Source organism: Pseudomonas sp. Pse35 (genome assembly GCF_024519715.1).
Classification (GTDB): Bacteria; Pseudomonadota; Gammaproteobacteria; order Pseudomonadales; family Pseudomonadaceae; genus Aquipseudomonas; species Aquipseudomonas paracarnis.
The window spans coordinates 149,599-176,587 of record NZ_JALJRP010000010.1 but is presented as its reverse complement, the minus strand read 5'-3'; the positions used below and the strand labels follow the sequence as shown (position 1 = coordinate 176,587).

Sequence of the window (26,989 nt, the reverse complement as noted above, 5' to 3'; positions counted from 1 at the left end):
GTAGGAAACGATGTTCTGCTCGGTTTCCCAAACGTAGGGCTCACGCCCTTTGGCGCGATGAACCTGGTAGTCCACCGCGACGATGCGGTCCAGCTCATAGCGCAGTAGTAGGGAACGACCAGCACCGTTATCCAGCCGCTCAATCCGTCCTGAGCGATCACGGCAAATGCGCAGACGGTTGTCATACGCATCGCTGATGGAAACCAAGACACCGTTACGAAAGTGATAAAACCGCGACGCCTGGGCCAGCACCAGTTCATCAGGCGCCGAACCCAAGTAGATCGCCGCTTCGGCCAGGCTGTTAGTAATCGCCGGTCGAGCTGAAGTCGGCAAGGGCAGGGTGGTCGAGCGGTTCTCATGATCGGTCCACACCACCGAATCGCCCGACACCGCAAGCCGATGGGCCAGCCCATGACTCCAACCAAACCCCAACCCACAATCCACATCCACCGCACTGGTGCGATACAGCCGCGTCCACGCAAACGGCAAAATCCCGTCCAGTGCGCCGTCGGTGAGTATCAGCAATTCCTCGCCGGTGACCATCGACACCGGGCAGCCGTTGGTAACGGTCTTGTCCGCTGGCGCCGCCGCATCGCCTTTAGGATTTGAAGCCACCGCCGGCACATCATCGACAGGCTCCTGACGGACCAACGTGGTGCGCTGGGTCTTGCCGCGCACCATCGGCACCGGGTTCGAAACCAGCGTGTCGCCTGCCTTCAACGACACCACTGGCACCGCCTTGACCGGCGTCGCCGCACTGCTCAGCAACACCGGCTTGGCGGCCTCCACATGGGTTTCCAGCCGAGGCCCCGTCACCTGCTTGGCCAGCAATTCCAACAACGCCCGCGCCCGCCCGGATTTAACGTGACTGAGCACACGAGCCCCCAATCGCACCACCACGCCCATCCCACCCAAGACGCGAATCAGCAGTAGATTGATCAGCACCTCACCGGTAATTTCACCCCACAGTTCCGCCATCTCTGGCGGCGGGAGCATGCGCATCCAGCTGACCAGCGCCGACAGGTAGATAAACAGCAGCGGCTCGTCACTGAGTACCAACAAGCCCTGGGCTATCGCATCACTGCCCAGGGTCAGCAGTTCGTCGAGCTCAGTTTGCGAAAGGTAGTGCATTAGCTTTTCGCTGTTGGGCTTGAGGTCCGCCAGCAGCGCAGACAGTTCGCCAACGTTGTCCCACAGGCTGTAAAGCGCCTTGCCCAATCCACTGACAAAGGCCGCCTCCAGCAGGCGGCGCCGCTCAAGCGGGCGGGCGTCTGTGTAGTTTTTCCACTGGGCCTGGAAGGTGTCGGTCCACTCTTTGCGCAGCCGGGCTTCCAACGCTGTGATCACTGAGTGGTAGGACGTATACAGCGCCTTGAGGTGATCCTGGGAAACGTTGGGGTAGAAACTCACCCGGTATTGCTGGTTGCGATCGCACTCGGTGACTTCGAGGATGCCACTGGGGCCGATGGTCTTATGGAGGGGCTCGCCCAGCGGGCCGCCGTTTGGATCAACGCGTTGCACGATCACCGGGGTGTTGCCGATGGGTACGAACCTCGTGCTCTGGAACATATGCACCAGGGTCAAGGTACCCGTGGCCTGGCAGGTGGCGACGGTGCTGCTGGGAAACAGGGAGCGATTGACCGGGGCAACCAGCGCGACGTCATCCCCGACCTTGAACACCTGTTCGACGTCCAGCGCGGAGAAGCTCCAAAAGCTTTTGGCCCACTCGTCAAAGGTGTTCAAGCAATCGCGAAAGTCACGGAAGACGCCCTCGACGTCGACCGTTTCCACGTTCATTGGCGTCAGCGCCAGCCTGCCAATGGCCGGGTTCAAGTGGCGGCCCCGTCAACCGCACGCGTCACGAAAAAAACCATCTGCACTCCCTCGCACTGTTTGATCAGGCGAGGGACTTTGCAGAGGTTTGCCGGGGTGAGGAGTAGAGCTTATCCGGCAGTTGTGTGGGATGTTTCAGTTACTGCCACGCACTGGGTTCGGCATGCCGACGAACCCCGGTTAGACTTACCTGTCGATATCAGCACTGCCCGGCCCGTCGTTAACCAAGGAAGCCTCATGTATTCAACGCGTCTGCTGCTCTGCCTTATTCCTTTACTGGTACTGGCCGGGTGCTCAACTTCCCGTGGCCCCCAGCAGCCCGAGCGCAGTGAAGCCGAGGTGAAGGCGCAGATCGTGCGCCTGCTGCCGGCCAAGGTTGCGGACCGTAACGGTTGGGCCCAGGACATCTACACCGCGTTCGACACCCAGAAAATCTACCCCAGTACCGAAAACATCTGTGCGGTGCTGGCGGTGACCGAGCAGGAGTCCACCTATCAGGTCGACCCGCCAGTGCCGGGCATGGGCAAGATCGCCCAGGATGAAATCTTGCGCCGCGCCGGCAAGGTGCACGTGCCGGCATTCGTGGTGCGCAGCGCCTTGCAACTGCGCTCGCCCACCGGCAAAACCTACGCCGACCGTTTGAATGCCGCCCGTACGGAAAAGGACCTGAGCGCGATTTTTGACGACTTCATCAGCATGGTGCCCCTGGGCAATACGCTGTTTGGCGGGTTCAACCCGGTACACACTGCTGGCCCCATGCAGGTCAGTATCGACTTTGCGCAGAAACAGGCGCGGGGTTATCCCTACACGGTGGACGGCACGATTCGCCGCGAAGTGTTCACCCGTCGCGGCGGCATGTACTTCGGCATCGCCCACTTGCTCGGTTACCCGGTGAGCTACGATCAGCCGCTGTACCGCTTTGCCGATTTCAATGCCGGTTGGTACGCCAGCCGCAATGCCGCGTTCCAGGCCGCGGTCAGCCGTGTTTCAGGCAAAGAGCTGGCGCTGGATGGGGATTTGATCCGCTATGGCTCATTGTTGCCCGGCACCACCGAGTTGGCGGTGCGTTCACTGGGGGCGAAGTTGGATATGCGCAACCCGAGCATCCGCAGCCAACTGGAGCAGGGCGAGCAGTTGGATTTCGAGGACACCACCTTGTACAAGCGCGTCTTCGCCTTGGCTGACCAGGCGGCCGGCAAGCCGCTGCCACGGGCGATCCTGCCGGGTATTGTGCTCAAGAGCCCGAAGATCACCCGCAACCTGACCACGGCCTGGTTTGCCAAGCGCGTGGATGAGCGCTACCAGCGCTGCATGAAGCGCTGATCAACTGCGGCGCTTGACGAACCGGCGCCACAAGCCCACCCACAACCACACCACCGGGAACGCCAGGATCACGAAGGGCAGCACATAGCTGGCACGTTCCAGGGCGTCTGCGGTGCCGTTCACCAGGTTGTCTCCCAGGTTGCTGAACATCCGGGTGAACCTTGACACCTGGTTGGCGCCGTCCGAGGAGCGGAAGTTCAAGGTCATGCGGTTGGTGTCGAGGCGGCGTTGCTGGCCGGCGGCAACCTGGGCCAGTTCCTGCAGCTCGTTTTCAATGCCGGCTTGCTCTTTGCTCAGGACGATCAGGTCGCTGACGGTGATGTCCTTGCGCTTGGCCAGTTCATCGAGGCGTTGCTGCTGGGCTTGCAGGCGGTCCTGGCGACGGCGCACATCCGCCACGGCATCGGCCAGGTCTTCGGCAGTGGTGATGCGCTGGCCGAGCTTACCGCCTTCGGCCGCCAGGGCGACCATCGGCTCCACACCCGTGGGCGCGATTCGCAGGATGATCTGGCCACCCTGGCCGTCTTCGGTAATGCCCAGGATATTGCAGGCACCAAAGCGCGCCGTTTCACACGCCTCACGAGTGGCCTGCATACGCGGCGCAAGCAGGGCGCCGGGCAGGGCCAGGGTCAATTCATGCTCATAGGCCAGTTGCGCCCCGGCCTTGCCCTGTTCGCCATTGATGACGGTGGCGCGAGAGTGGTCCGTGGGGGAACAACCGGCCAAGGCCAGGCCGGCGAGCAAGATCAACAGCGGCGCGCGAAGCGGGTGGGAGTTGCCGTCCAGGTGGCGCATGGCGTTTCCTTGAAATGTGCAGGAGAAATTGGCCGAGATTAAAGCGGGTCTGGCCCATTAACGCAAAGCATTGCCCGGGATTTGCCCGGCTGATGGTGGTGGCTGCCGGGTCGGGGCTGGCGTACACCTCAGGCCTCACCCCAGGGAAGCATCCGCCATGAACGCTCAGACTGTCCCCCAAGGCTTTGTCCCGTTGCCGCGCAGCAGTCCGTTGCTGGAACTGCTCGGCCCGGCGTATTGCCGTGGCGAAGGTTTGCAATTGGAAGTCGGCTTGCGCGCCGATCATCGTCACGCCAATGGGCGCGGTACGGTACATGGCGGGGTGCTGGCGACGCTGGCCGATATCGGCATGGGGTACGCCATGGCGTTTTCCAGTGAGCCGCCGTTGCCGTTGATTACCGCCAGCATGACCGTGGATTACCTGGGCGCCGTGCAGGTAGGGGAGTGGATGGTGGTGCGTCTGGAAAGCCACAAGCGCGGACGGCAGATGGCGTTCGCCACGTTGAGTTTGCAGGTGGTGGAGCGGGTGGTGCTGCGGGCGAGCGCGGTGTTCGCGGTGCCGCAAGCTGACAGGCAGTGAGATCAAATGTGGGAGCTGGCTTGCCTGCGATAGCGGTGTGTCAGTTAGCAATGGTCTGACTGATAGACCGCTATCGCAGGCAAGCCAGCTCCCACATTTTGATCGAGTTCATTCAGGGGGATCGATAAAAGAAAAGGCCTGGCTTTTCGTGGAGCCAGGCCTTTTCTATGTTGCTCTATTGGCGTGGGGCTGCTACGCAGCCCAACTGGAGCAAGCTCCCTCGCCACAATAGCGATCCGATTCAGTTGCGTTCGAGCGCCAGGGCGACACCTTGGCCGCCGCCGATGCACAGCGTTGCCAAACCTTTCTTGGCATCGCGCTTGATCATTTCGTGCAGCAGGGTCACCAGTACGCGGCAGCCTGAAGCACCGATCGGGTGGCCGATGGCGATGGCGCCGCCGTTGACGTTGACCTTCTGCGCGTCCCACTCCAGCTCTTTGCCCACCGCCAGTGATTGCGCGGCGAAGGCTTCGTTGGCTTCGATCAGGTCCAGGTCAGCCAACTGCCAACCGGCCTTGTCCAGGCAGCGGCGGGTGGCCGAGACCGGGCCGATGCCCATGATGGCCGGGTCGACGCCCGCGTTGGCGTAGCTGGCGATACGCGCCAGTACGGGCAGGCCGAGTGCCTTGGCTTTGTCGGCGCTCATCAGCAGCACGGCCGCAGCGCCGTCGTTCAGGCTGGAGGCGTTGCCGGCGGTGACGCTGCCGTCTTTCTTGAACGCAGGCTTGAGCTTGGCAAGGGATTCGGCGGTGGTGCCGGCGCGGGGTTGTTCGTCCACCGCGAAGGCCACCGGGTCGCCTTTGCGCTGGGGAATCAGGATTGGCGTGATCTCATCGGCAAAGCGTCCGGCTTCGATAGCGGCGGCAGCTTTTTGCTGGGAGGCGGCGGCAAAGGCGTCCTGGGCTTCGCGGCTGATGCCGTACTTGTCCACCAGGTTCTCGGCGGTGATGCCCATGTGGTAATCGTTGAACGCATCCCACAGGCCGTCGGTAATCATGCTGTCGATCATCTTCGCGTGGCCCATGCGCAACCCGGTGCGTGCGGCAGGCAGTACGTACGGGGCCAGGCTCATGTTCTCCATGCCACCGGCAATGATCACCTCGGCGTCGCCGCAACGAATGGCCTGGGCGCCCAGGTGCAGGGCCTTGAGGCCCGAACCGCAGACCTTGTTCAGAGTCAGGCTCGGCACGGCATGGGGCAGGCCGGCAAGGATCGAAGCCTGGCGCGCCGGGTTCTGGCCGCTGCCTGCGGTGAGCACCTGGCCGAGGATCACCTCATCCACTTGCGCCGGGTCCAGGCCGGTCTGCTCTAGCAGGCGACGGATCACGGCGGCGCCCAGTTCCGGGGCCGGAATGTTCGCCAGCGAACCTTGGAAGCTGCCCACGGCGGTGCGGGTGGCAGCAACAATCACGACGTCTTGCATGGAATCTGTCCTCACTGGAAGTGCATTTCTGGAACGTGGTCCGGGACGATCAGTTTACCGGCGGTCTTGCTCACAATCTCTTCAACGCTGACGCCAGGTGCGCGTTCCTTGAGGACAAAAGCGCCATTTTCGATTTCCAGGTACGCCAGATCCGTGAGCACACGCTTGATGCAGTTGGCACCGGTCAGCGGCAGGCTGCATTGGCTGAGCAACTTGGACTCACCGTCTTTGGATGCGTGAGTCATGATCACAATGATGTTTTCTGCGCCGGCCACCAGGTCCATGGCACCGCCCATGCCCTTGACCAGCTTGCCGGGAATCATCCACGAAGCGATGTTGCCCTGTACGTCCACTTCGAATGCGCCCAGTACGGTGAGGTCGACATGCCCACCGCGAATCATCGCGAACGACTCGGCGGAAGAGAAGATCGAGGCGCCGATGCGTGCGGTGACGGTCTGCTTGCCGGCGTTGATCATGTCGGCGTCGATGGTTTCTTCGGTTGGGAACGGGCCCATGCCAAGCAGGCCGTTTTCCGATTGCAGCATCACTTCCATGCCGTCGGGGATGTAGTTGGCCACCAGGGTCGGAATGCCAATACCGAGGTTCACGTAGTAACCGTCCTGCATCTCGCGGGCAACGCGTTGAGCCATTTGTTCGCGGGTAAGCGCCATGATTGTTTCCTCTTGTTGTTCTGGACGGGGATTATTTGCGGACGGTGCGCTGTTCAATGCGCTTTTCGAAGGTGCCGCAGATGATCCGGTCGACGTAGATGCCAGGGGTGTGGATCTGCGCCGGGTCCAGCTCGCCCGGTTCGACGATTTCCTCGACTTCGACCACGGTGATCTTGCCGGCGGTGGCGGCCAGCGGGTTGAAGTTCTGGGCGGTGTGACGGTAGATAACGTTACCGAAGTGGTCGGCTTTCCAGCCTTTGACGATGGCAAAGTCGCCGGTGATGGACTCTTCCATCAGATACGGGCGGCCCTTGAATTCGCGGGTCTCCTTGCCTTCGGCAACGGGGGTGCCGACGCCGGTGGCGGTAAAGAAGGCCGGGATGCCGGCACCGCCTGCGCGCATTTTTTCTGCCAGGGTGCCTTGAGGGGTAAGCACCACCTCAATCTCGCCGCTGAGCAGTTGTTTCTCGAAGAGGGCGTTTTCACCCACGTAGGAAGCGATCACTTTGCTGATCTGCTTCTGTTCCAGCAGCACGCCCAGGCCGAAGCCATCGACGCCGCAGTTGTTGGAAACCACCGTCAGGTCGCGGGTGCCTTTGCGCTTGATTTCGGCAATGAGGTTTTCCGGAATGCCACACAGGCCAAAACCACCGGAGAGTACGGTCATGCCGTCTTCCAGGCCTGCCAGCGCTTCTTCATAGGACGCCACGCGTTTATCGAAACCTGCCATATGCACCTCTTTTATTGTTTGTGGTCCAGCCAGTGAGTTGAGTGTTGCGCCAGCGGATTGATTTGTTAAGTTGTTTTTTAAGGTTGATTGATTTAGAAAACAGCATAGTCCAATCGTCGTCCGGAGCTGCGTCATGACCGTTAAACAGATGCGTGCCTTTCTCGCCGTCGCGCAAAGCCTGAGTTTTGCCGCGGCCTGCGAGCGTTTGCACCTCTCTCAATCGGCGTTGAGCTTGACCATCAAGGGCCTGGAAGAAGGCTTGGGCGGGCGCCTGTTCAGCCGTAATACCCGTAACGTCGCGCTGACTCCTGAAGGTGAGTCCCTGCTGCCCCTGGCCCGCCGGTTGATTGCCGATTGGGACAACGCCGAAGATGAACTGCGCCAGCGTTTTACTTTGCAACGCGGCCGCGTCACGGTGGCCGCTATGCCGTCGTTCGCCGGCAACCTGTTGCCGCCGATCCTGAAGATATTCCGCGCCCGTTACCCCCAGGTGAACGTGACGGTGCATGACCTGATCAATGAACAGGTGCTGGAGATGGTGCGCGACCGTCAGGTGGAGCTGGGGGTGGCGTTCGAGCCGTCCGATGGTTCGTCATTGGCGTTCACGCCGTTGTACCTGGATCGCTTTGTCGCCGTGGTCCCGGGGGATTCGCCCTTGGCACAGCGTGCTGAAATCGACTGGAAAGCCTTGTTGGAGCAGCCGTTCATCACCCTGCAGCGGCCTTCCACTGTGCGAGTGATGCTGGAAGAACACCTCGGTGCCTTGCAGATGAAACTGCCCGTTGCCTTGGAAAGCCATCAACTGGCGACGGTGGGCAAGATGGTTGCCAGCGGTTTGGGGGTTAGTGCAGTGCCAGCGTTATGCGCCAGGCAGATGGAGGAGGCGGGAGCCCATTGCATTACCTTGACTGGCCCGGTGATCGAGCGACCAATTGGGGTGCTGACCAAGCCGGGGCATGAACTGTCGGCGGCGGCGCAGGTGCTGTTTGATATCTTTCGGGATGAGGCGGGGAAGGGCAGGTTTCCAACTTTTTAAATCAGTAAATACAAATGTGGGAGCTGGCAAGCCAACTCCCACATTGATTGAGTACTACTTAGTAGTAACGGTCGATCACTTTAACTTGCGAGCTGTCTTTGAAAGACGCCCAGGCATTGTTAAGTGTGTCGAACACTTGCTCGATAAAGTTGCGATCAGCGGCGGCCTTCTTGCCGACATAACCCTGGCCACGGCGGTACATCTTCAGGCGCGCCGCCAGCTCACGGTTGTTACGGTCAAACTCGGCTTCTTCGGTATGGGGCGCCAGGCAGTCAATTTGCACTTCGCCCGATTTGCCAATCCACAGGATATGGTCGTCGAGTGTGTCTTTCTGCGCTGCGAACATCTCAGCCAATTCATCGATAGTTGGTTGGTTGTTCAAATTCATGTGTAAGCCCCTTGACCAGTTGGCGATCTATCAGTTGATTCGTTAATACCAGTAAGTTGTCTCCGGTCACTAAAACCGGGCGTCAGCGACGGGCTGCCGAATACGGGCAGGGTCTTGAAGCTGATGCATGTAGTCTTGCTGATGAACTGCTACGCAATGCTCTGATTGCGAAGACAAGCCGCGTTTGAGCGCCTTGTACCTGTCCCTTCCGGGGCCGGTCACTTCATCAATCTGCCTTGTGGGCAGTGCACATCCGGAAAAACAGCTCGGCGGTCAGACGAGCCTGTTCGAAACGCTTGTTACCAACGCTCCCGATCCGAGAGACGTCTAGATCATGCAAGGACAAAAAGGTTACGTCAACGGTTATGTAGTGATTATTTTTGCTCACTACATAAATTGCCGTGGGGACGGGGGAATACGCGAAAACGTGACTTGGGCGTCATTTTCTGTGCGGTGGGTCGCGGGATTTTGGTGGCGGATTTACGCCGAACCCTGTGGGAGCTGGCTTGCCTGCGATGGCGGTGCGTCAGTGGGTACATGTATGCCTGACACACTGCTATCGCAGGCAAGCCAGCTCCCATATGTTGATGTGTCGCTATCTCAATCTCTCGGTCAATAAGGGTAACAGTTGCTCGCAAGACGCCTGGATCTTCACCTGCAACAACTCATCCCCCCGAGTCTTGCCCAGGTTGATGGCAATCACCGGCTTACCCTGTTCAACCATCGCCTTGCACAGGCGAAACGCCGAATAGGCCATCAGCGACGACCCCACCACCAACAGCCCTTCGGCATGCTCTACCGCCGTCATTGCCTTGAGCGCCGTCGCCGGCGCGACGTTTTCGCCAAAGAACACCACATCCGGTTTCAGCCGTTCGCCATTGCAGTGCGGGCAGCGGGGTACCTGGAAGTGCTGTTCAAACGCCGGATCAAGCAAGGTGTCGCCATCCGGCGCTTGCACCGCATGAACCTGTGCCATGTGCGGGTTATCGACCTCCATCTGCCGCTGGATCACGTCGCGCTCGCTGCGCAGTTGGCAATCCAGGCACAGCACCCGATGCAAGCTGCCATGCAGCTCGATCACATCCTGGCTGCCGGCCTGGTCATGCAGGGTGTCGACGTTCTGCGTGATCAGCCCGCTGATATGGCCACGGTGCTGCAGCGTCGCGAGCGCCAGGTGGGCCTTGTTCGGCTGGGCAATGCGCACCCGTGGCCACCCCAGCATCGCCCGCGCCCAGTAGCGGCGCCGCGCCTCGGGAGTGGCGAGGAACTCCTGGTACATCATCGGTGGCTTGCCCCGGCGTACACCTTCCCCGTCCCGGTAATCCGGGATACCCGAAGATGTACTTATCCCTGCGCCGGTCAGCACCAGGAAACGCCGGCCGGACATGGCCCGGTGCAGAGTATCGAGGTGGTCTTCCTGATGGTCCAGCGTGTCGAGCATGGGTTCCCCCTATTCGCCGCGGATGTACTGTTCCAGTTGCTGGATCAAGGCCGCTTGTTCGGCAATTGCTTCCTTGACCAGGTCACCGATAGACAGCAGGCCCAGCAGTTTGCCGTCTTCGACCACCGGCAGGTGGCGCAGGTGACTGTCGGTCATGATGTTCATGCATTCCTCGACACTCTTGTGAGTATCCACAGTGATCACCGGCGAGCTCATCACCTCATGGACCTTGGTGGTAACTGACGAGAGGCCCTTGAGCATGATTTTACGTGCGTAATCCCGTTCACTGATGATGCCGACCACCACGTCATCCCTGACCACTGGCAAGGCACCGACGTTTTTCTCCGACATCCGCACCAGCGCTTCAAATACGGTGTGGTCCCATTTGATCGTGTGGACGTCCTGGTTTTTCTGGTCCTTGGCTTTCAGCAGTTGTGCAACGGTTTTCATGGCGGCCACTCCGGTGTTGTTGTTGGTAGTCCAGATCCCCTACAGAATCCTAGACCGAACCCGCCGGAGCAAGGGCCAATGCGGCGTTAAACCTGTCGAAAAACGTCATGTGCCAGTCTTTTTTGGTATTTATCCCGCATTTGCCGGCTTTTTTCCGCGCTTGGGGTTGGTGCCAGCTTTACGTGGGGCGGCCTTGCGCTTCTTTTTCCACGGCGTCGCACCTCGGCCAGCCGGGCTGGCGGGGCCAGTGATAGTCATGCGCATGCCGTTACAGCGTGCCACCTGCTTGCTCATCCAAGCCGCTTGCTTGGCGACGAATTCCTCCAGGCTCATTTCGCCGCTTTGCACCATGTCCAGTGCCTGTTCCCAGATGGCGGTGGTGCCGGGGTCGGCGATGGCGCGGGGCACCGCGTCGATCAGGCTGAACGCGGCCGGGGTTGCTGACAGGGCCTTGCCGTTTTTCACCAGATAACCGCGATCCAGCAAGCCCTGGATGATCCCGGCGCGGGTGGCCTCGGTGCCGATGCCAGTGGTGTCCTTGAGTTTTTGCTTGAGCAACGGGTCCTCCACCAACTTGGCGACGTTTTTCATGGCCTTGATCAGGTCGCCTTCGGTAAAGGGCTTGGGCGGCTGGGTCCACAGGTCTTTGAGGTTGACCTTGGCCACGGCGTAGTCGTGGCCCTGCACCAGCGTCGGTAAAGCTTGGGGCGCAGGCGCTTCGCGACCTTTGGCGGGTGCCAGCGCTTCGGGCAAGGCGCGTTTCCAGCCCGGTTCAATAATGACTTTGCCCACCGCGCGCAACGCCTGGCCGGCACAGTCGAAATCGGCCTGGGTGCGGTCGTATTCATGGTTGGGCAGGAACTGCGCCAGGTAGCGCGCACGAATCAGCGTATAGACCGCACGGTGCTTGCCGGTCAGTTGGCTGACCTCCTTGCCGGCTCCGGTGGGGATGATGCCGTGGTGGGCGCTGACTTTCGCGTCGTTCCAGGCCCGCGAACGGCGCCGAGGGTCGATGTGCGACATCAGCTCGTTGACCGCCGTGTCCGCACGGCCCAGCGCCGCAAGGATCTTCGGCGCTTCACTGTGCTGGCTCAATGGCAGGTAGCCGCAATCGCTGCGCGGGTAGGTGATGGCCTTGTGGGTTTCGTACAGGGATTGGGCGATATCCAGGGTTTCCTGGGCACCCAGGCCGAGCTTCTTCGAACAGATCTCCTGCAAGGTGCCGAGGTCGAAGGGCAGGGGCGCCACTTCGCGGATGCGCTCGGTACGCAGCTTCACCAGCCGCGCCGTGGCGGCGTTGAGCATGGCGTCGGCGGTGTCCCGCGCCAGTTGCGGGTTGAGGCAACGGCCCTGGTCGTCACAGGCATCCTCAGGGGCGCGCCATTGGGCGGTGAAGGTGATGTGATCGTGGCGCAGGTCGACATCAATGGCCCAGTAGGCCACCGGCACGAAGTCGGCAATGCTGCGATCACGGTCCACCACCAGGCGCAGGGTCGGGGTTTGCACCCGGCCTACCGGGAGTACGCCCTGGTAACCGGATTGGCGCCCCAGCAGGGTAAACAGGCGGCTCATGTTCATACCTATCAGCCAGTCGGCGCGCGAGCGCCCCAGGGCCGAGTGATACAGGCTGAAGGTTTCTGCACCGGGTTTGAGCGCCGCCAGGGCCTTGCGAATGGAGGCGTCGTCAAGTGCCGACAGCCACAACCGCTGGATCGGCCCGCGGTAGCGGCAGTGTTCCACCAGTTCACGGGCGATCATCTCGCCTTCACGGTCGGCGTCGGTGGCGATCACCAGTTCCTGGGCTTCCCCCAGCAAGCGCTTGACGGCCTTGTATTGGCTGGCGGTCTTGGGCTTGACCAGCATCTTCCACTTTTCCGGGACGATCGGCAGGTCGGCCAGCACCCAGCGTTTATATTTGGCGTCGTAGGCATCGGGCGGTGCGGTCTCCAGCAGGTGGCCGATGCACCAGGTGACCGTGACTCCATTACCCAGCCAGCACCCATCGCCGCGGCGGCTGGCGCCGAGCACGGCCGCGATATCCTTGGCCTGGGAGGGTTTTTCACAGAGGTACAGCCGCATGGTCATCACATCAGATCGGGTTGATGCCTTGCAGGATGCTTATTTGAAGGGGTTTGAGCAACCATTATCTGTATGGATGTACAGCAATTTGTGTGGGTGCCATACGCCGCTGTAGGAGCGAGCTTGCTCGCGAAGGTCGTTAACGATGACGCGGGGCGCCTGGTGCCCCGCGTTGCTCTCAGGTTCTTCGCGAGCAAGCTCGCTCCTACAGGGCAGAGGTATCAGTTGTTTTCGATATCCACGTGCCGGGTTTCCTTGAGGCAGAACAACCCGACGATCAGGCTCACGCCCGTCACCACCACCGGGTACCACAACCCATAGAAGATATCGCCGGTGTACACCACCAAGGCAAACGACACCGTCGGCAGAAACCCGCCAAACCAGCCGTTACCGATGTGGTAGGGCAGGGACATCGAGGTGTAGCGGATGCGCGTCGGAAACAGCTCAACCATCAGCGCTGCCAACGGCCCGTAGCACATAGCAGCGATGAAGATCAGCACCACGATCAGCACCACCACCATCAGCTTGTTGACTTGGGCCACATCTGCCGAAGACGGGTAACCGGCCAGGGCCACGGCGCCACGCAGGGCCGCTTCATCAAAGCCGTCGATACGCACATCGCCCACGCTCACTTGCACCGGGCTGCCCGCAGGGGCGGCGGCGCTGCTGTAGGGCAGACCCTGTTTGACCAGGAAGGTCTTGACCTTGTCGCACGGGCTGTCAAAACGGGCCTTGCCCACCGGGTCGAACTGGAAGGTGCAGGTGGCCGGGTCGGCCAGTACGGTGATCGGCGCCTGTCGGCTGGCCTGGTCCATTGCCGGGTTGGTGTAGTGCGCCAGGCCCTTGAAGATCGGGAAGTACAGGGCGGTCGCCAGCAGCAGGCCGAGCATCAGCACTGGCTTGCGCCCGACCTTGTCCGACAGCCAGCCAAACAGGATAAAGAACGGCGCGCCAATTACCACGCTGATGATCAACAGCATATTGGCCAGGGCCGGGTCCATGCGCAGGAATTGGGTGAGGAAGAACAGCACATAAAACTGCGCCGCGTAGAAGGTCACCGCCTGCCCGCCGTTGATACTGAACAGCGCGATCAGCACCACCTTGAGGTTTTCCCATTTGCCGAAGGACTCGCGAATCGGCGCCTTGCAGGCCTTGCCTTCCTCTTTCATCTTCAAGAAAGCGGGCGATTCGTGCAGGCTCATGCGGATCCAGGTCGAGATGCCCAGCAGCACGATGGAAAACAAGAACGGAATGCGCCAGCCCCACACTTCGAACTGATCGCCGGTGAAGTAACGGCAGGCCAGCACCACCAGCAGCGACAGCAGCAGGCCGAGGGTGGCGGTGGATTGAATCCAGCTGGTGTGCAGGCCGCGCTTGCCCGGTGGCGCATGCTCGGCCACGTAGGTGGCGGCGCCACCGTACTCACCGCCCAGCGCCAGGCCCTGCAGCATGCGCAGCACAATGAGGATGATCGGCGCAGCAATGCCGATGCTGGCGTAGGTCGGCAGCAACCCGACGCAGAAGGTTGCCACGCCCATCAGGATGATGGTCACGAGGAAGGTGTATTTACGCCCGATCATATCGCCCAGGCGGCCGAACACCAGCGCACCGAATGGCCGCACTACAAAGCCTGCGGCAAAGGCCATCAAGGCAAAGATAAACGCCGTGGTGTCGTTGACCCCGGCAAAGAACTGCTTGCTGATCACCGCCGCCAGGGCGCCGTAGAGGAAAAAGTCATACCACTCGAACACCGTCCCCAAAGAGGAGGCGAAGATGACCTTTCTTGATTCGTTGGCGGTACTTGCACTGGCCGCCGAGCCCAGGGGTTGAGCATGTTCTGACATCGGGTGTCCCTCACAGTGATTATTTATTGTTGTTCCACTGTCGGCGCTGACCTCGGCGCCGCTATTTTTTCAACGTCTTCAATATCGTTAATGATTACGCGGGGTGCCTTGTAGTGCGCGGTGCCGTTGGGTTTTTCGCGAGCAAGCTCGCTCCTACAGTGTTTGGGGACAGGATCAGCTGCGCGGCCTTCTCCGCGATCATCAGCGTGGGTGAGCAGGTATTGCCGGAGGTGATGCGCGGCATGATCGACGCATCCGCAATGCGCAGGCCGGGAATGCCGTGTACGCGCAGCTGGCTGTCGACCACGGCGTCTTTGTCATCGCCCATGCGGCAGGTGCCCACCGGATGGAAAATCGTGGTACCGATCCGTGCAGCGGCCTCGTGCAGTTGTTCTTCAGTTTGCAGGGCTTCGCCGGGCAGGTATTCCACCGGTTTGAACTGGCTCAGGGCCGGAGCGGCGACGATGCGCCGGGTCAGGCGAATAGCGTCGGCGGCCACGCGCAAGTCTTCGGGGTGGCTGAGGTAATTAGGCTGTATCAGCGGCGCATCCGCCGGGTTGGTCGAACGGATATCCACCCGGCCGCGACTTTGCGGGCGCAGGTCGCAGACCGATGCGGTAAACGCCGGGAAGCCGTGCAACGGTTCGCCAAAGCGTTCCAGGGACAGTGGCTGCACATGGTATTGCAGGTTGGCCGAGGTCTGCTCCGGGCCGGAGCGGGCAAACGCGCCAAGCTGGCTGGGCGCCATCGACAGCGGGCCGCTGCGGTCGTACAGGTAGCGCAGGCCCATGCCCATCTTGCCCCACAATGTGCCGGCGATCTGGTTCAGGGTGCGGGCATTTTCCAGCTTGTAGATCAGGCGCAGTTGCAGGTGATCTTGCAGGTTGCCGCCAACGCCTGGCAGCTCGTGCACCACGTTGATACCCAGCGGCTTGAGCACATGGGAAGGGCCGATCCCTGAGCGTTGCAGAATGCCCGGCGAACCCACCGAGCCGGCGCACAGTACGATCTCTTTGCGCGCCTTCCAGCTCAGTGCCTGGCCGTGTTGGCGTCCCAGTACCTGCGAGGCACGACCGTTTTCCAGTAGCACACGCTCAACCTCTACCTCAGTCAGCACGGTGAGGTTGGGGCGCTGGCGGATCGGCTTGAGGAACGCCTTGGCCGCATTCCAGCGCACACCGGCTTTCTGGTTGACCTGGAAGTAACCGCAGCCCTCGTTGTCGCCCTGGTTGAAGTCATTGATATTGGCGATGCCGCTTTGGGCAGCCGCTTCACGAAACGCATCGAGGATCGGCCACGACAGGCGCTGTTGCTCGACGCGCCACTCACCGCCCTCGTTGTGGAATTCAGAGCCGCCGGCAAAATGGTTTTCGCTCTGTTTGAACAGCGGCAGTACGTCTTTCCAAGCCCAGCCCGCGTTGCCCGCCGCCGCCCAGCCATCGTAGTCCTGGGCCTGGCCACGCATGTAGATCATGCCGTTGATGGACGAGCAGCCGCCCAGCACTTTGCCCCGTGGGTAACTCAAGGCGCGCCCCTGCAGGCCGGCTTGAGGTTGGGTCTTGAAGCACCAGTCGGTGCGTGGGTTGCCGATGCAGAACAGATAGCCGACGGGGATATGGATCCAGGGGTAGTTGTCGCGGCCACCGGCTTCCAGCAGCAGGACACGGTGAGCCGGGTTGACGGACAGACGATTGGCCAGCAGGCATCCGGCAGGGCCGGCGCCGACGACGATGTAATCGTATTCAGCAGTTGCATTGGGCATCTGGGGTCTCGCTTGTTTTTCTTATTGGGCCCATCCTAGTTGTTAGTTTTCGTCTTAAAAATGTTAGTTTTTACCCACCCGCTGTGCGTTTTTAAACAACGCCGGCGGGCCCAGGCTCTGGAGGCGATATGTTCGACTGGAATGACCTGCGGTTTTTTCTCGAGTTGCAGCGCAGTGGCCGCCTGCTCACCGCCGCCCAACGCCTGAAAACCACGCATGCCACCGTGGCGCGGCACATCGACGCCATCGAGAAAAGCCTCGGCACGGCGCTGTTCGTGCAGCACGCCCAGGGCTATGAACTGACGCCTGCCGGCGAAGCATTGCTCAAACATGCCGAAGCTATGGAAAACGTGGCACTGCTGGCCGAAGACGAGCTCACCCACTCTGCGGCGCCCCTGGGCAAGATTCGCCTTGGTGTAGCCGAAGGGCTGGGCGTGATGTTTCTGGCCGCACGCATGGGCGGGTTGTTTGAACGCTATCCAGGTTTGGAGGTGGAGCTGGTCGCGGTGCCGCGTTTCGTCAGCATCCTCAATCGCGAAGCGGAGATCAGCATTCACTTGGAACGCCCCAGCGCCGATCAACTGGTGACGCGCAAACTCACCGATTATCGTCTGGCGCTGTACGCCAGCCGTGCCTACCTGGCGCGTAACCCGCCCATCGAAAAACGTGAAGACCTCTCTGCCCATGCCTGGATCGATTATGTCGATGACCTGCTGTTCAGCCAGGAATTGAAGTTCCTCAACAGCTTCTGCCGTAGCCCCCGGGTGGTGTTCCACAGCACCAGCGTGATCGCCCAGCACCAGGCGGCGCGTTCGGGGTTGGGCATTGCGGTGTTGCCATGTTTCATGGCGGCTGGGGATGGAGAGTTGGTGCCGTTGCTACCGGCGGAGGGTATCCAGCGCAGCTATTGGATCAGTTCGCGCCGGGAGCTGCACAAGTCGGTGCGGTTGCGGGTGTTGTGGGATTATGTGGTGGAGCTGTGCGCAAGGGAGCAGGGCTTGTTGCTCGGCGAATCCCGCTGACACACACGGATTAAAATGTGGGAGCTGGCTTGCCTGCGATGGCGGTGTGTCAGTCACCGATGGGCAAGCTGACTGGCCGTCATCGCAGGCAAGCCAGCTCCCACATTTGGATCGTGGTGTGTCAGGGACAGTCTAGAGCTTTACTACCTGATGCACCTGCTCGGCACAGGCCCGGGCCTCTTCAATCATCTTTCCGAACGCATCGCTGGTGACTTCGGCATGGGTCAGCCAGCGCTTTTTCTGGCTCAGGCGATAGTGATAGCGCAGCGAGCCGTCCTCCAGTTTTCCGTCCAGGTAGAGGTCGTACCAGGGCGAGCGTACCTTGCAGCCGGGGATGGCTTTTTCCATCTTCCCGCCTGCCAGGGTGTAGGTGTAGTCATAGGTTTCAGGATTGCCCAGGTAAAGGTCGGCCTGTTGCCCCTGGCGGCGATAGTTGATGTAGCCCTCCCAGCGGTCTTTCAAGGACGGGTCGGTGTAGACATAGTCATTGGCCAGTTTTTCCAGGGCGCGCTGATCGTTCATGCGGGCGGTGACGCTGTAGCCGTCATGTACCACAAAGCGGGTGGGTTCGCGGGTGATCTGGCAGTCGCTGATATCGTTGCCGAAGTTGGCGCAGATGTTCTGGTCGGTGGCGGTGGTGCCTTGCTGGCGGTCTGCGACGCTCAGTTGCATCAGCGGCAGGCGGCTGAAGGTAATAGTCGCCTTGACCGCGCCATCTCCCTCTTTGCCGTACTGCACCTGTTTGTCCAGGCGTATCGAGACTTCGGGGCGCTCCAGTGGGATGTGTTCTTCGCGCACCTGGCCCTGCGCATCGTTGACCAACACCCAGCGGTCCTGAATATCGGGCATGGTCTGGCCAGGGGCGAAGACCGGGTTGGTCGGGTCAAGCCACCACACCTGGCCATTCACTTCGGCACGCACGATGGCGTGGTTCGGCGCCTGGGTGCCAGGAATCAGCAGGGCATCGACCACGTCGCCACGGCTGACCCACGCGGTCTCAGCCTTGATGCCACTGGCTTTGAGCATGGCCGTCAGCAGCGTCGCCAGGTCCTTGCAGTCGCCGTAGCCGTGCTGCTCGATTTCCGCCAGGCTGAACGGCACATAGCCGCGCTCGGTCGCGCGCCAGTCACCCAGGTAGCGGTAGTGATCATTGATGTGCTGCATCATTGCCGCGACTTGCTCAGCTGGCGCCAGGCTGCGTGCGGCGGCCACGGCGGCGGCGGCTTGCGCCGGCAGGGTGGCGCCGAGGATCTGGTTGTAACGCTGGGCGAAATCACCGAAGTACGCCTGGCGGTCCACGGCGCTCCCCACTTCCAGGCGTGGGACGCGCAGTAGTGCGGCGGCGGAGGATTCATTGATGTAGTTGAGGTAGGTCGGGGCTTTTTGCACCACATCCAGGGTCTTGCCGTTGCTCGAAGGCGTTACCTTGAAACCGTCGAACAATTCACTTCGCCACTGGATCGGCCGTTCGGCGGTAAAGCGCGCCTTGAAGCGATCGCGGCGGGCTGAGCTGGGCCCGAATTTGAGCACATAGTGGAACTGGGTCATCAGCGGTTTGGCCGGGTAATGCTGGCGTACCGTGTAGCGGATCTGCGTGCCCACGCGCAGGTTGGGGAAGGCCAGGGAGGTTTGCTTGTCGCGGCTGAAGCCTTGGTCCGGGTTGGGTGCGCTGCGGGTATCGATTTGCGTGGCGGCCAGGGCGACGGGCTTGGCGCCAGGCTGGGTGGATTGAGCGCTGACCACTTCAAAGGTGTCGGCTTCGGAGTAGTCGAAGTCGATGCGCGAAAGCATTTCGCGGCCGTTGGCCTTGAGGATCGTGTAGCGGTAAGTGGTGGTGCAGTCTGTGCTGGCGTCGCGGTTGAAGTGGCAGTGCAGCTCGGTGTCACTGGCCAGCGGGGCTTCGGCTATGGGTTGCAGGGCTGCGCTGACGGAATGGGAAACCAGCCCCAGGCTGATGGCAATCAAAGGGCGGTGAAACGAAAAACGGTACATGGGCGCCTCGGGTGACACATTGAAACAGCTACCCGGCGGGTAGCGAGAAGGCGCCGGATGATAATGGATCTCAACGGCAAAGGCCAGGATTGTTCGACAATTTATCGGGCTGAAAGGCCCGTGCTAGAGCCTTTTGTTTGATTTGTGTCAAGGTTTCAGCAGTTCGAACTCTGCACTGGCCAGGCGTTCACCGTTGATCAAAACATGTATCCGATGCGTGCCGGGGTAGTGCTTGCGCGTGGTCAATTCGCGGATGTGCTGCTCGCGGTTGATGGTCTGCCGTTCGCCGGCGCCCAAGGTAAAAGCCTTGAGCTTGAACACTTTGGATGCGCTGTGGCCAGCGCTTTTTACGTAGTCGATGGCGTAGTCCACCACCAGTTTTTGCGCGTGGTTGGCGGTGGATTCCAGCTGGAATGACAGATTGATCCGCTCGCCCAATCGGATCACGGCGGGGGTGACGCTCAGTCCACGGATCGTCACCTCAGCCTTGGCTCCGGCCCCCATGATCGTCAGCGCGCGGGTGTCGCCTTGCTTGATCAAGCTGCGCAACGCATGGCGAGCGATCCAGGCGGTGTGGGCGTTGGCCAGGTTCCAGCCTTCGATCACGTTGAGCACCCAGTCGGGGTGGTCCTTGGTGATGTCATTGAGGTGGTTGGCCACCGACTTGCGCACATAGAGGCTGCTGTCGGCCCTGAGGTTATCCAGGATCGACGCACATATCTTGGGGTTGGCCTGCACGTTGGCGAGGCGAAACGACCAAGGCAGGCGAGGGCGTGAGCCTTCACTGGCCAGGCGGCGTACGTGTTCGTTGCCATCCAGCGACCATTGCTGCATCACTGCCAAGGTGCGCTCGAAGTCGTGCAGTAAGAAGTGGCGAATGGCGAACTCGGCCGAACCAAAGGTGGTGAAAAACTTCAGCGCGGCCATTGAACGTTTGAAATCACCCAGGCCATAACTCGCCACGTAATGCGCCAGGAACAGGCTGACAAAGCCGCTGTTGATGCGCGGTGCCAGAGCGTAAAGCAGCTTGAGGGTTTGCGCATAATCCAGCGGGATCACCGCGTGCAGGCTCTCGCTGACCCGGGCCATGCGTTGCATCACCGATAACTCGGCCAGCCCGACGCAAGCGTGCTGGAGAAAACCCTTGGCGTCGAACGCCGGGTACACCACAGTCATTTCGGTGGCGATGTGTTGCAGGCGTTCGATGTTGAAGATTTCCTTGAGGGCCGGGGCGGCTTGGTCGCTCATCTGCATTTCCATGGTGGGGTCAGAGAAACCAGCGATATTCTCGCGCATGGATCTCTTGTTGAAAGGCCAGGTGATCCTGGCGTTTGTTCTCGCAATACACTTCGACAAATTCCGCGCCCAGCTTGTCGCGCAGTATTGGTTGCTGCTGCATGGCACGCACGGCGTCGAGCATTTCCACCGGGAAATCGGTGCCGCTGTTGCGGTCTTCGTTCAATGGCGCGATGGGTTCGCGCTTGGCCTCAAGCCCGTGCTCCAGGCCCACCAGGATTGCCGCCAGCACCAGGTAAGGGTTGGCATCGGCGCTGGCCAGGCGGTGCTCGATCCGCAGGTTGCGCGGGTCGGACTCGGGGATGCGCACACAGGCATCGCGGTCTTCAAAGCCCCAGCTCGCCCGCGTCGCAGCGTTGACCGTGCCGCCCAGGCGACGGAAGGCGTTGTGGTTGGGCGAGAAGATCGGCATGCAGTGGGGCAGCAATTCCAGGCAACCGGCTACGGCGTGGCGCAATGGCTGCTGCTGATGGGCCGCTAGCAAGTTATTGCCCGCTGCGTCGTAAAGGCTGACATGCACGTGCATGCCGCTGCCGGGAAATTGCAGATAGGGTTTGGCCATGAAGCTGGCGCGGTAACCATGCTTGAGCGCAACGCCACGGGTGCTGCGGCAGAACAGGGCGGCCCAGTCGGCGGCGCGCAGGCCGTCATCGCAGTGGCCGAAGTTGATCTCGAACTGGCCGGGGCCGATCTCGGCGGTGATCACCGTGATGTCGATGCCTTGGTCCTTGGCGGTTTGCGCCATGTCGTCGAGCACGTCGCTGAAACGCGACAGCCGTTCGATATGCAGGTTGGGCTGGTCGTCGGCATCCCCACTGAGCGGGTCGCGGGCGAATTGCGGCAGGCCGTTTTCCAGCTGTTTATCGAACAGGTAGAACTCCAGCTCAAACGCCACCACGGGATGAATGCCCTGATGCTGCAAGCGTTCCAGGACCTTGGCCAGGACTTCGCGGGGTTCGAACTCGATGGGCGCTTCGGTGCCGTCCGAGGTGATGAGCATTTGCCCCAATGGCTGCGACTCCCAGTTCACCGGTTTGAGCGTGCCGGGCACCAATCGGCGATTGGCGTCCGGGTCGCCATCGTTGAAGCAGTAGTCGCCAATCTTGAACAACCCCCCCTGGACCCCCAGCAATACCGCATTCTGCGGCAGCTTCAGCGGGCTGCCAGCGGCGACTTTTTCAAGCATCTCCACGGGGTAGCGCTTGCCGTAGAAATGCCCGGGAATGTCCAGGGCGATCAGGTCGACATAGCGCACGTCGGGGTGGTTCTGGCGAAAGCTGCGTACTTCGGCCAGCAACGTGGAGGAATGGCTTTTCACGGGTGCAGCTCCTAGTTGTAAACCCACAAGACGCGGGCGGGCAGGTCGGTCAGGTTGGCGTAGCGGCAGTGGGCGAAACTGGCGAGGTGGAAACTGTCGCCGGGGCTGAGGGTGACTGGCGCGGCTTCGTCATCCACCCACAGGGTCAACTCGCCTTCGAGCACAAATCCGGCCTGTTCGGCACGGTCGCTCATGCTCTGTTCGCCGCTGTTGGCACCGGGGGCCAACAGGCTGTCAAGCATCGAGAACGCACCGTTCATGCTCGGCGACACCAGGATGTCGGTGATGCCATTGGCGTAATACACCGTGCGCCGCTCGTTGGGGCGTGTGACCCAATCCACCGCCTTGGGTTTGGGCAGGCTGTAGAAATAGGTGGTGGGCACATCGAGGGCGTGGCTGATGGCGGTTAAATCGGCCACGGTCGGGCGCGACAGGCCACGTTCGACCTGGGACAGAAACCCCACCGACCGTTCGATTTTTTGCGCAAGTTGGGCCAGGGTGAGCTTCTTGTGCTTGCGCAGGTCGTGGATCAGCGCCGCGAGGGTGGCGAGTTCTTCTTGAGGGGTCATGAAATTTAATTCGAATAATTTCATGAAAAATTACACGATTATTTTCACGCTCGCAAACCCTATGCACAAACCCTTGTGGCGAGGGAGCAAGCTCCCTCGCCACAGAGGATTGGGAAATATGGGGAAACTGTATTGGGCAGGGACATCTCAGGTGCCTGCTAGGTTGAATGGACCATTCAACCATTCAGGGGAGCAAAGGATTGCTTCACAAGCCCAACTCTCATTTGTTGCGAAGTGGCCGTTATTCAGAACCTGGTCGAGCTTATTTGGTGACTGCCGTGGTTTATCAACGTCGCCCGGTATTTGCCGATCTTTACCTGGGGCGGCTATTGGTTGCCGAGCTCAAACGAGCCCATGACCTTGGACTGGTCAACTCGCTGGCTTGGGTCATTATGCCGGACCACCTTCACTGGTTATTTGAATTGCGAGGCGCGACGCTGCCTGAAGTGATGAAACGGGTGAAGTCGCGCAGCACACTGACCATCAACCGAGCCCGTCGCACGCACGGTGCTTTTTGGCAGTACGGCTATCATGATCGTGCGGTGCGGGCCGATGAAGACCTTATCAAGGCTGCTCGCTACATCATCGCCAACCCACTGCGAGCCGGACTGGTCGAGCATGTTGGCGACTACTCGCTCTGGGACGCCGCCTGGCTATAACGGTGTACCCCCCTGTGGCGAGGGAGCTTGCTCCCGCTGGGCCGCGAAGCTGCCCCAAAAAGCCCGACCGCGTACCCACTGAAAACATGCGGTGAATGGATTGGGGCCGCTGCGCATCCCGGCGGGAGCAATCTCTGGCCACAGGGAAATACGGCTGAATGATTACGCGCCGCCGCGGTCGGAATCTGGGTACGCACCATTAATTGAAGGAGCACCCCATGAAGTCGAAAACCTTAGCCGCTTGCCTGCTGGTCGCTGCCAGCTTTTCCTCCGTCAGCGCTGTAGTGCAGGCCGGCGATACCCCTCAGGAAACCGTGCAACCTTCAAACATCAACGCTCGTGATTTGAAAGAAGGCGACCGCGCTCCGGATATCCTGATGCGCAAGGAGTCGGCCATCAGCGATTGGAAAAAGCGCGGCCTGAAGCAGCCCGAAGAAGAAAGCCAGTGGGCGCGCGTAGGCGACAAGTACGTCCTGCTCAAGACCACCAACGGCACCATCCTCGAGATTACGCCAGTCAAGAAATAATCCCGCCGGGGCATCTGCTCGTTTCATGTTTCTTGCGTTAAGGTAACCGACCGCAATGGTCGCGTTACCTTTGAAGAACGAGAGCAGGATGCTTGCCACCATCAGAAACTACCCCCGCACCGTGAACCTGTTGCTGTGCGCCACGTTGCTGCTTACGCTGGCCAAGGCCATCACTTTTCCTTATCTCGTGATCTACCTCACCAGCCATTTCGCCTTGGACATTACCCAGGTCGGCCTGGTAATCGGCAGTTCGCTGATCGTCGGTTCGCTACTCAGTGTCTACGGTGGTTTCCTGGTCGACCGCATCAATAGCTATCGCCTGTTGCTCGGCTTGAGCCTGGTGTTTGTGCTGGGGTTTATCGGCACGGTGCTGGCGCAAAATATCTGGTCGTTCTATGGCTGCCTGATCCTGATCAACCTGGCCTACGCCGTCATCGATATTGCGGTGAAAGCCGGCTTCGCCAGCCTGCTGCCCGAAGACGCGCGCAGCGAAGTGTTTTCCATCAAATACACGCTTACCAATATCGGCTATGCCGTGGGGCCGTTCTTTGGCGCGATGGTGGCCAAGCTGGATATCAGCCTGCCGTTTATTCTGTCGGCGCTGTTGGGGCTGGGGTTTTTTCTGCTGTACGGGCGCTGGGGTGACCGTAACTTGGCCACGGTGGACGCCACGCAAAAGCCGCTGCCGTTCCTTGCCGTCGCCCGCGTTTTGCTGCAGGACCGTCGCCTGGTGTGCTTCACCCTCGGCGGTTTACTCAGCGCGGTGGTGTTCGGCCAGTTCACGGCCTATCTGTCGCAATACCTGGTGACCACCACGACCGCCGAATACACCTACACGGTGATCAGCGCGGTGCTGACCACCAACGCCGTGCTAGTGATTGCCTTGCAGTACTTGATTGGCCGGCGCATCTCGCACCGTTACCTGAGCCAGTGGCTGATCGCTGGCTTGAGCATGTTCATGCTGGGGTTGATTGGCTTCGGGCTGTCCACCAGCGTGGTGGGCTGGGTGCTGGCGATGGCGGTGTTCACCGTCGGGGAGATCATCGTGTTTCCGGCCGAATACATGTTTATCGACCGAATTGCCCCAGACCACCTGCGGGGCATGTATTACGGGGCGCAAAACCTGTCCAACCTCGGTGCGGCGCTGGGGCCGGTGCTGTGTGGGCTGGTGTTGGCCAGCCTGCCGGCCCATTACATGTTCTACATGCTGGGGGCGTTTATCGTTGCCGGCGGGGTGTTTTATTTCATGGGAGCGGCGATAAAGGCAAATCATCCAGCGTGAGCTTGCCGACGTTGTTGCTTTGCAGCTCGTAGCGCAACTCATCCACCATTTTCGCTACTTCCTGCGGGGTCTGCAGGCGGTTGGTGCTGATGCCGGTAACCACCAGGTCGACGCGGCCGGTCTCGGCATCGTAGACCTTGAGGGTCAAGGACGCGTCCCGGCACAGGGTGAATTCGCACGTCAGCGGTGACAGGCCTTCTTCGATGCAGTTGCGCAGCTGAGAGAGGGTAAACATGCGGGTTCCTTCTAGGCATAAATACGATCCCTTGAAGGTTATTGCTTGCACCGCCGCTCAATAAGGCGAATTCGCACTAGTCGCACTAGTGCATTTGCAGGGTCAGGGTTTGTTTTTCAGGCGCAAATCGCTGGCAAACAGCCCGCGTTCACGGGCCCAGACGATCGCTGCACTACGGCTGTGCACCCCCAGCTTGGAATACACCGTGGCCACATGGTTGCGCACGGTGTTGGGCGCCAGTTTCAGGCGCGAGGCGATTTCTTTGTCCGCCAAGCCCTCGCAGATCAGGCCCAATACATCGCGCTCGCGGGCGGTTAGGTCGGTGAAGGAAACATTCGGCAGGTTGGGGCTGTTGACGCTCTTGGCGTTGGCCAGCTTCTCGATCAGGGTCTGGCTGAACCAGGACGCGTCCTGCATGACTTCCTCAATGGCCGCCACCAGTTCCAGCTCCGAGCGTTTGCGCTCGGTGATGTTCATCAGCACCATCAGGTAGCAGGGCACGTCCTGGATAATCACGGTGTCGGCGGATACCACGCAGTCGATCACCTCGTTGCCTTTCTTGCGCACCTTGAGGTCCTGGCCTTCAAGGTTGCCGGCTTTTTCCAGGGTGGCGAACAACTGCGCGCCGGCCTGGGGGCTGTCGATGAAGTTGATGTCTTCGATGGATTTGCCGATCAATTCCTCGCTGATGTAGCCGGTGATGCTCATGAAGGCTTCGTTGATGTCTACCACCTGGCGGTTGTCGGCACTGCATACCAGGGTCGGCACGGGCGTCAGGCGGAAGGATTTGGCGAAGCGTTCTTCGCTCTGGCGCAGGGCGATCTCGGCTTTGCGCCGAGGCTCCAGGTCGGTGAAGGAAAACAGCATGCAGTCTTCCTCGTTCATGTCCAACGGTTGGCCGGCGACGATCACCAGTTTGCTGCCACCTTCGGGCAGTCTCAGTTCGGCCTGCATCTGCGGGATGGTCGCGCCTTCGCCCAGGCGCTGGATCGCCAGGTCCTTGCGCTCGGCCTGTTCCAGCACATCCAGTTCATACACAGATTTGCCGATGACCTGGTCGCGGTTGTAGCCGGTCATCTCCAGAAAACCCTGGTTGACCTTGATGTAGCGCAGGTCGCTGAGGCGACAGATCACCGCGGGCGCCGGGTTGGCGTTGAAGGTTTTCTCAAAGCGTTGCTCGGCGCTGGCCCATTCGGTGGCGTCGCTGAGGATCAGTACCAGCAACTCAGGTTCACCCTGGGCATCGGTCAGCACCAGGCTGCGCAGGCGATGTACCCAACTGCGGTGTTCGTCGTCGGCGGGTGTGACTTCCACCACCACATCGCTGAACTCTTCGCCGGCAGCCACGCGGCTGAGGGGGTAGCTGTCCAGTGGCAAGGGATGGTTGTTGCGATAGCGCAGGGCAAAGCGTTTGGCGTACGCCTCGGTATTGGCGCCCAGTTCCTTGACCTCGCTGACCCCATGCATGGTCAACGCCGCTTCATTGGCCCAGAGAATGGTCTGGTCGACCTCGGCCAGAATCACACCGTCGGACAGCCCGGAGATGATGGTTTGCAGTTGGCGGCGGTTGGTTTCTTTGGCGAGAACATCCTGGGTCATAACGTCTCCGATTAGGGCAGGGCAAGGCACATTGGGTTACGACATCCTGGCTTCAGGATAGTGCAGAGTAATTACCCACGGGGCAGTGCGAATGCACCAGACCACCTGGTGCATATGGGCCAGGACTGAACGTAT

Annotated in this window: 24 protein-coding genes; 7 read left to right on the top strand and 17 right to left on the bottom strand. The window is 60.7% G+C overall.

The features are described 5' to 3' along the window. Nucleotides 1-1,797, bottom strand: a 1,797-nt coding sequence (locus tag OC445_RS11880; protein ID WP_262020165.1) for a DUF6531 domain-containing protein, incomplete at its 3' end; no start/stop codon positions are given. 273 nt (nt 1,798-2,070) lie between these two features. Between OC445_RS11880 and OC445_RS11875 the strand changes: the two genes are divergently transcribed. Then, nucleotides 2,071-3,156: a DUF1615 domain-containing protein gene (locus tag OC445_RS11875; protein WP_034127058.1), complete on the top strand. Its 1,086-nt coding sequence runs from the start codon at nt 2,071-2,073 to the stop codon at nt 3,154-3,156. Here OC445_RS11875 and OC445_RS11870 read toward each other — a convergent pair whose 3' ends face one another. Beyond that, a complete protein-coding gene (locus tag OC445_RS11870; RefSeq protein WP_034127059.1) occupies nt 3,157-3,951 on the bottom strand; it encodes a DUF4349 domain-containing protein in 795 nt (264 codons plus the stop codon). It lies immediately after the preceding gene. 157 nt (nt 3,952-4,108) lie between these two features. Between OC445_RS11870 and OC445_RS11865 the strand changes: the two genes are divergently transcribed. Continuing rightward, nucleotides 4,109-4,531, top strand: coding sequence for a PaaI family thioesterase (locus OC445_RS11865; protein WP_054895767.1), 423 nt, complete (start codon nt 4,109-4,111; stop codon nt 4,529-4,531). 241 nt (nt 4,532-4,772) lie between these two features. Here the strand turns inward: OC445_RS11865 and OC445_RS11860 are convergent, their stop codons facing one another. Genes OC445_RS11860 through OC445_RS11850 form a run of 3 tightly spaced genes read right to left on the bottom strand, consistent with a single transcriptional unit; the run spans nt 4,773 to nt 7,355 of the window. Continuing rightward, on the bottom strand, nt 4,773-5,954 hold the full coding sequence (locus tag OC445_RS11860; protein WP_003190325.1) for an acetyl-CoA C-acetyltransferase: 1,182 nt from the start codon (nt 5,952-5,954) through the stop codon (nt 4,773-4,775). Between the two features lie 11 nt (nt 5,955-5,965). Further along, a complete protein-coding gene (locus tag OC445_RS11855) occupies nt 5,966-6,625 on the bottom strand; it encodes a CoA transferase subunit B (protein WP_005786928.1) in 660 nt (219 codons plus the stop codon). A gap of 31 nt (nt 6,626-6,656) precedes the next feature. After that, nucleotides 6,657-7,355 (bottom strand): CoA transferase subunit A, encoded by a 699-nt coding sequence (locus OC445_RS11850; RefSeq protein WP_003190329.1) that lies wholly within the window; start codon nt 7,353-7,355, stop codon nt 6,657-6,659. A gap of 133 nt (nt 7,356-7,488) precedes the next feature. On the opposite strand from OC445_RS11850, the gene OC445_RS11845 reads away from it, so the two are divergent. Beyond that, on the top strand, nt 7,489-8,391 hold the full coding sequence (locus OC445_RS11845) for a LysR family transcriptional regulator (RefSeq protein ID WP_034127061.1): 903 nt from the start codon (nt 7,489-7,491) through the stop codon (nt 8,389-8,391). A gap of 58 nt (nt 8,392-8,449) precedes the next feature. Here the strand turns inward: OC445_RS11845 and OC445_RS11840 are convergent, their stop codons facing one another. From OC445_RS11840 to OC445_RS11815, 6 genes are all read right to left on the bottom strand, one after another. After that, nucleotides 8,450-8,779, bottom strand: a complete 330-nt coding sequence (locus OC445_RS11840; RefSeq protein WP_003190335.1) for a hypothetical protein — start codon at nt 8,777-8,779, stop codon at nt 8,450-8,452. A gap of 595 nt (nt 8,780-9,374) precedes the next feature. After that, on the bottom strand, nt 9,375-10,220 hold the full coding sequence (locus tag OC445_RS11835; protein ID WP_054922038.1) for an NAD-dependent protein deacetylase: 846 nt from the start codon (nt 10,218-10,220) through the stop codon (nt 9,375-9,377). A 9-nt stretch (nt 10,221-10,229) separates the two neighbouring features. Then, nucleotides 10,230-10,670 (bottom strand): CBS domain-containing protein, encoded by a 441-nt coding sequence (locus tag OC445_RS11830; RefSeq protein WP_034127063.1) that lies wholly within the window; start codon nt 10,668-10,670, stop codon nt 10,230-10,232. 129 nt (nt 10,671-10,799) lie between these two features. Beyond that, nucleotides 10,800-12,749, bottom strand: coding sequence for a DNA topoisomerase III (locus OC445_RS11825; protein ID WP_072448766.1), 1,950 nt, complete (start codon nt 12,747-12,749; stop codon nt 10,800-10,802). Between the two features lie 221 nt (nt 12,750-12,970). Further along, nucleotides 12,971-14,593, bottom strand: coding sequence for an MFS transporter (locus OC445_RS11820; protein WP_054895765.1), 1,623 nt, complete (start codon nt 14,591-14,593; stop codon nt 12,971-12,973). A 94-nt stretch (nt 14,594-14,687) separates the two neighbouring features. Next, nucleotides 14,688-16,355, bottom strand: a complete 1,668-nt coding sequence (locus OC445_RS11815) for a GMC family oxidoreductase (RefSeq protein WP_072448753.1) — start codon at nt 16,353-16,355, stop codon at nt 14,688-14,690. A 128-nt stretch (nt 16,356-16,483) separates the two neighbouring features. Between OC445_RS11815 and OC445_RS11810 the strand changes: the two genes are divergently transcribed. Then, entirely contained in the window at nt 16,484-17,377 is an 894-nt protein-coding gene (locus tag OC445_RS11810) for a LysR family transcriptional regulator (RefSeq protein ID WP_034127066.1), read from the top strand. 132 nt (nt 17,378-17,509) lie between these two features. Here OC445_RS11810 and OC445_RS11805 read toward each other — a convergent pair whose 3' ends face one another. The 4 genes from OC445_RS11805 to OC445_RS11790 form a co-directional block, all read right to left on the bottom strand. After that, nucleotides 17,510-19,369, bottom strand: a complete 1,860-nt coding sequence (locus OC445_RS11805) for a DUF3857 domain-containing transglutaminase family protein (RefSeq protein WP_198791583.1) — start codon at nt 19,367-19,369, stop codon at nt 17,510-17,512. A 147-nt stretch (nt 19,370-19,516) separates the two neighbouring features. Beyond that, nucleotides 19,517-20,617: a DNA alkylation repair protein gene (locus OC445_RS11800; RefSeq protein WP_198791584.1), complete on the bottom strand. Its 1,101-nt coding sequence runs from the start codon at nt 20,615-20,617 to the stop codon at nt 19,517-19,519. Between the two features lie 19 nt (nt 20,618-20,636). Beyond that, nucleotides 20,637-21,983: a glutamine synthetase family protein gene (locus OC445_RS11795; protein ID WP_054895761.1), complete on the bottom strand. Its 1,347-nt coding sequence runs from the start codon at nt 21,981-21,983 to the stop codon at nt 20,637-20,639. A gap of 11 nt (nt 21,984-21,994) precedes the next feature. Next, on the bottom strand, nt 21,995-22,552 hold the full coding sequence (locus tag OC445_RS11790; RefSeq protein ID WP_072448734.1) for a helix-turn-helix domain-containing protein: 558 nt from the start codon (nt 22,550-22,552) through the stop codon (nt 21,995-21,997). A gap of 167 nt (nt 22,553-22,719) precedes the next feature. Here OC445_RS11790 and OC445_RS11785 point away from each other — a divergent pair, with 167 nt between their 5' ends. The 3 genes from OC445_RS11785 (at nt 22,720) to OC445_RS11775 (ending at nt 25,020) form a co-directional block, all read left to right on the top strand. Next, nucleotides 22,720-23,211, top strand: coding sequence for an REP-associated tyrosine transposase (locus OC445_RS11785; RefSeq protein ID WP_410055954.1), 492 nt, complete (start codon nt 22,720-22,722; stop codon nt 23,209-23,211). A 218-nt stretch (nt 23,212-23,429) separates the two neighbouring features. Then, nucleotides 23,430-23,738 (top strand): RcnB family protein, encoded by a 309-nt coding sequence (locus tag OC445_RS11780; RefSeq protein ID WP_054895758.1) that lies wholly within the window; start codon nt 23,430-23,432, stop codon nt 23,736-23,738. A gap of 88 nt (nt 23,739-23,826) precedes the next feature. Then, on the top strand, nt 23,827-25,020 hold the full coding sequence (locus OC445_RS11775; protein ID WP_034127072.1) for an MFS transporter: 1,194 nt from the start codon (nt 23,827-23,829) through the stop codon (nt 25,018-25,020). Here the strand turns inward: OC445_RS11775 and OC445_RS11770 are convergent. Next, a complete protein-coding gene (locus tag OC445_RS11770; protein ID WP_003190355.1) occupies nt 24,983-25,255 on the bottom strand; it encodes a DUF1652 domain-containing protein in 273 nt (90 codons plus the stop codon). The genes OC445_RS11775 and OC445_RS11770 overlap by 38 nt on opposite strands. 102 nt (nt 25,256-25,357) lie before the next feature. After that, the gene (locus OC445_RS11765) at nt 25,358-26,854 is read right to left on the bottom strand and encodes a helix-turn-helix transcriptional regulator (RefSeq protein ID WP_034127073.1); all 1,497 of its coding nucleotides are present in this window, start codon (nt 26,852-26,854) and stop codon (nt 25,358-25,360) included. Nucleotides 26,855-26,989 lie beyond the last annotated feature (135 nt).

Excerpts from the sequence above, each read along its gene's own strand:
- OC445_RS11875 (WP_034127058.1), top strand. The coding sequence starts at position 2,071 with ATGTATTCAACGCGTCTGCTGCTCTGCCTTATTCCTTTACTGGTACTG.
- OC445_RS11870 (WP_034127059.1), bottom strand. The coding sequence starts at position 3,951 with ATGCGCCACCTGGACGGCAACTCCCACCCGCTTCGCGCGCCGCTGTTG.
- OC445_RS11865 (WP_054895767.1), top strand. The coding sequence starts at position 4,109 with ATGAACGCTCAGACTGTCCCCCAAGGCTTTGTCCCGTTGCCGCGCAGC.
- OC445_RS11860 (WP_003190325.1), bottom strand. The coding sequence starts at position 5,954 with ATGCAAGACGTCGTGATTGTTGCTGCCACCCGCACCGCCGTGGGCAGC.
- OC445_RS11855 (WP_005786928.1), bottom strand. The coding sequence starts at position 6,625 with ATGGCGCTTACCCGCGAACAAATGGCTCAACGCGTTGCCCGCGAGATG.
- OC445_RS11850 (WP_003190329.1), bottom strand. The coding sequence starts at position 7,355 with ATGGCAGGTTTCGATAAACGCGTGGCGTCCTATGAAGAAGCGCTGGCA.
- OC445_RS11845 (WP_034127061.1), top strand. The coding sequence starts at position 7,489 with ATGACCGTTAAACAGATGCGTGCCTTTCTCGCCGTCGCGCAAAGCCTG.
- OC445_RS11840 (WP_003190335.1), bottom strand. The coding sequence starts at position 8,779 with ATGAATTTGAACAACCAACCAACTATCGATGAATTGGCTGAGATGTTC.
- OC445_RS11835 (WP_054922038.1), bottom strand. The coding sequence starts at position 10,220 with ATGCTCGACACGCTGGACCATCAGGAAGACCACCTCGATACTCTGCAC.
- OC445_RS11830 (WP_034127063.1), bottom strand. The coding sequence starts at position 10,670 with ATGAAAACCGTTGCACAACTGCTGAAAGCCAAGGACCAGAAAAACCAG.
- OC445_RS11825 (WP_072448766.1), bottom strand. The coding sequence starts at position 12,749 with ATGCGGCTGTACCTCTGTGAAAAACCCTCCCAGGCCAAGGATATCGCG.
- OC445_RS11820 (WP_054895765.1), bottom strand. The coding sequence starts at position 14,593 with ATGTCAGAACATGCTCAACCCCTGGGCTCGGCGGCCAGTGCAAGTACC.
- OC445_RS11815 (WP_072448753.1), bottom strand. The coding sequence starts at position 16,355 with ATGCCCAATGCAACTGCTGAATACGATTACATCGTCGTCGGCGCCGGC.
- OC445_RS11810 (WP_034127066.1), top strand. The coding sequence starts at position 16,484 with ATGTTCGACTGGAATGACCTGCGGTTTTTTCTCGAGTTGCAGCGCAGT.
- OC445_RS11805 (WP_198791583.1), bottom strand. The coding sequence starts at position 19,369 with ATGTACCGTTTTTCGTTTCACCGCCCTTTGATTGCCATCAGCCTGGGG.
- OC445_RS11800 (WP_198791584.1), bottom strand. The coding sequence starts at position 20,617 with ATGAGCGACCAAGCCGCCCCGGCCCTCAAGGAAATCTTCAACATCGAA.
- OC445_RS11790 (WP_072448734.1), bottom strand. The coding sequence starts at position 22,552 with ATGACCCCTCAAGAAGAACTCGCCACCCTCGCGGCGCTGATCCACGAC.
- OC445_RS11785 (WP_410055954.1), top strand. The coding sequence starts at position 22,720 with ATGGACCATTCAACCATTCAGGGGAGCAAAGGATTGCTTCACAAGCCC.
- OC445_RS11780 (WP_054895758.1), top strand. The coding sequence starts at position 23,430 with ATGAAGTCGAAAACCTTAGCCGCTTGCCTGCTGGTCGCTGCCAGCTTT.
- OC445_RS11775 (WP_034127072.1), top strand. The coding sequence starts at position 23,827 with ATGCTTGCCACCATCAGAAACTACCCCCGCACCGTGAACCTGTTGCTG.
- OC445_RS11770 (WP_003190355.1), bottom strand. The coding sequence starts at position 25,255 with ATGTTTACCCTCTCTCAGCTGCGCAACTGCATCGAAGAAGGCCTGTCA.
- OC445_RS11765 (WP_034127073.1), bottom strand. The coding sequence starts at position 26,854 with ATGACCCAGGATGTTCTCGCCAAAGAAACCAACCGCCGCCAACTGCAA.